Below are 3220 nucleotides of genomic sequence, written 5' to 3'. Positions count from 1 at the left end.
GGGGGTAAGGGGGAGAATAAAAAATTACCTCTTTCTCCTCTGCTCCCTGCTCCCTGCCCCTCTGCCTCTTTCCAATGCCCAATTTCCAATGCCCAATATAGGAAAATAACGTGTCAATAACAGAACATAAAATCAATGTAGATTCACTGGAATGGTTTTATCGGGAATCTTTACCAATCGGCAGAAGTGACTTAGCGCCTGTGTTGTTGCTACACGGCTTGGTTTCACAAAGTTACAGTTGGCGTCATATTATACCTGCTTTGGCGAAGCAGGGTACAAGAGCGATCGCTCCCGATTGGATTGGTTACGGCTTTTCTGCCAAACCAGAAAAACGAGATTTTGCTTACACTCCCGATGCTTTTATCACAGCTTTAGAAGGATTTATTAAAGCCTTAGAACTTGAACATTTTTCTTTAGTTGTCCAAGGCTTTTTAGGTTCTGTAGGACTACAATATGCTTTGCGTCATCCAGAACAAATTGCTAACTTAGCTATTTTAAATACACCAATTTCAACTGCTGCTAAATTACCCTGGAAAATTAAACAAATGGGTTTGCCTTTAGCAGGTGAAGTCATGACCCAAGACCCCTTATTAGTCGATCGGACACTAGAAGGTGGAAGCCGTTATCGCATAGGAGATAAGGATTTAGATGTTTATCGAAAACCATTTTTGACCGCTTCTACATCTGGTCGAAGTCTCTTAGCAAGTATTCGCAATCTACAACTTGATTCAGCCATGACAGAAATACAAACTGGCTTTAAAGAATGGCAACAACCAATTCTGATTCAATGGGGTATGATTGACCCTTGGCTACCTGTAGACATTGCCGAAAACTTTACCAATTCCGTACCAAATACCGAATTAATAAAACTTAATAACGTCGGGCATTATCCTCAAGAACACTACCACGAGACGATTTTGCAAGACCTTTTACCCTTTGTGCGTCGTAAAGATGCTCATTGATAATATAGCTCTGGCAAAAATCGATATTATAAAAATGAATGTCAGAATTCAGGAGTCAGAATTCAGAATCAATTAGTCGAGGATTCCAAATCATTACTAAATTGAAATATTCTTGATTATTAAGACTTCATCCTTTCACGGTTGGAAAATTATGAATTCTGACTCCTTTTTATTACTATTAAAAATGGCTCGCAACCACAAGTAAAGGAGATTATGATTCATGGCTTATTCATGGTTTAAAGCCTTTCATATTGTCGGATTTGTAGTTTGGTTCGCTGGTTTATTCTACCTAGTACGTCTTTTTATCTATCACGTTGAAGCTAACGAAGAACCGGAACCAGCACGAACGATACTGAAAAATCAGTATCAAATTATGGAAAAGCGTCTTTACTCTATCATCACTAACCCAGGAATGTTCGTGACGATCGCAATGGCCATCGGTCTATTAACCACTGAACCGGATGTTTTAAAAGAGGGTTGGTTGCATATCAAACTGCTGTTTGTGGCTATTTTAATTGGCTATCATCATTACTGCGCTCGGCTGATGAAGAAGTTAGCAGTAGATGAATGTCGGTGGAATAGTCAGCAATTACGTGCTTTAAATGAAGCGCCTACAGTTATGTTAGTAGCGATCGTCTTGCTGGCTGTGTTTAAGAATAATCTACCTACAGATATCGCTGCTTGGGCTATTTTCGCCATGATTATTTTGATGGCAGTCACTATTCAACTTTACGCCAAAAAACGCAGACAGGATAAAGAGAAACTGACGGCACAGATAGGGCAACCACAAGAACAAAGCTAGACAAAGTAAGGTAGCACAGCTGGGCTACCTTACTAAATCTTGCATCACAACAATAAATGCTACCAATTAACCATTACCTCATCCTGAAAATATTTACAGTAAATCATCCCCAGCAATTACGGTAGTGTAAAAAGTATATTTGCGATTAGCGACATAACGACGGTCTTGTTTAATAATTGCCATAAACTCTCTATGTCCCTCACGAGTACGTCCTACTAAACAACCCGCACTGGCAAGGCGAATATCATTCCGGGCAAAATCAAAGCCGTAGTGTTGATTCACATAAAAATCATCACCTGTATCAAGCTTGTCGCCAGTCCGTTTAAAATCTTGGTTAAAATCTCTACAAACAGTTATATCTCCAACTTGCACTAATGCCTCGTGAGGCTCTGCTGTGCCGTGAGTACCAACAGCCCAAGCTTTGTATTGTCCAAACTGAATCCTAGCTGCTCCTTTAGGATTCATCGGATTATAAGTGTAGTACTTCCCTGGTTCTGTAGTAGCTTCCCAGTGATCGACGATTTTGGGAATACCATTTACTACTTCAATTACAATCCGGCGATCGTTAAATTGATTGGGTGTATCACTGTTAAGAGTCCAGTCTGCATCTATGCCCTCTACATAAACAATGTTGTATTCTTTGGGATTGGTAAATACCTGATAACCTTTGGCTAGCATATATTTCACAATCTTACTAGGGATGTCATTGCCTAGTTTTAAGGGGGGTTTAGGAAGATCGTCTATTTTGGTTTCAATCAGTTTCTTGGCTGTGACTGCTCCTAAAAAGCCATTCTCTTCAGTCTTTGTTAATTCTTGAAATTTTTTGAGAGATATCACAGAAACAGGGCCAAATTTCCCATCGGCTGGAGGTTCCAGCAAACCTAAGCCGATTAACAATATCTGAATCTGACGAGCCAAGTCTACATCTTCTGCGATCGCATCAAATGACCATTTCTCATCTTTTCCCAAGAAATCTTGTAGTTTCATTATGCACCTGCTTTCATTTACTGAGTTCTAAGTATAAACATCATTTTAAAAACTGATGTCGTCTCAAACTATACTCTAACCTGAAATATGATGTCATCTGGAGTCTGCGATCGCACGCACATTGCCTGAATGCGATCGTTAATACAGGCAGGCTACATTATTAATTAGCTCAATTTCTCTGCTGCGCGTCCAATTCAAGCAGCAACTCGTCGTCAGGCATCGCCTCTATAAAACCTCAAATGACTAAGGAAGAACTGCTGGAAATTATTGAACAAGCTGTCAGAGACAAGGTGACAGAATTAGACCTTTTTGGCAAAGGTTTAAAAAAACTGCCAGCGGAAATTGTCCAACTTACCAACCTGCAAACCCTCGACCTCAGCAGCAATCAACTGAGCAGTCTGCCACCAGAAATTGCCGAACTCACCAATCTGCAAACCCTCAACCTCAGCTACAATCAACTGAGCACTCT

General features: G+C 40.2%; 4 protein-coding genes. 3 read left to right on the top strand and 1 reads right to left on the bottom strand.

Annotated features, from left to right (window positions below; all coding sequences use genetic code 11):
* Positions 1–110: 110 nt before the first annotated feature.
* A complete protein-coding gene (locus ACFE93_RS28420; RefSeq protein ID WP_375478435.1) occupies positions 111–962 on the top strand; it encodes an alpha/beta fold hydrolase in 852 nt (283 codons plus the stop codon).
* A gap of 220 nt (positions 963–1182) precedes the next feature.
* The gene (gene hemJ / locus ACFE93_RS28415) at positions 1183–1764 is read left to right on the top strand and encodes a protoporphyrinogen oxidase HemJ (protein ID WP_335192411.1); all 582 of its coding nucleotides are present in this window, start codon (positions 1183–1185) and stop codon (positions 1762–1764) included.
* Between the two features lie 93 nt (positions 1765–1857).
* Here hemJ and ACFE93_RS28410 read toward each other — a convergent pair whose 3' ends face one another.
* Entirely contained in the window at positions 1858–2751 is an 894-nt protein-coding gene (locus ACFE93_RS28410; RefSeq protein WP_375478432.1) for a peptidoglycan-binding protein, read from the bottom strand.
* A gap of 239 nt (positions 2752–2990) precedes the next feature.
* Between ACFE93_RS28410 and ACFE93_RS28405 the strand changes: the two genes are divergently transcribed.
* Positions 2991–3220: leucine-rich repeat domain-containing protein (locus tag ACFE93_RS28405; RefSeq protein ID WP_375478441.1), on the top strand; the 230-nt coding region annotated here is incomplete at its 3' end.

Origin of the sequence: uncultured Nostoc sp. (assembly GCF_964247315.1) — a bacterium.
Taxonomy (GTDB): domain Bacteria; phylum Cyanobacteriota; class Cyanobacteriia; order Cyanobacteriales; family Nostocaceae; genus Nostoc.
This window is presented reverse-complemented; position numbering and strand designations above follow the sequence as displayed.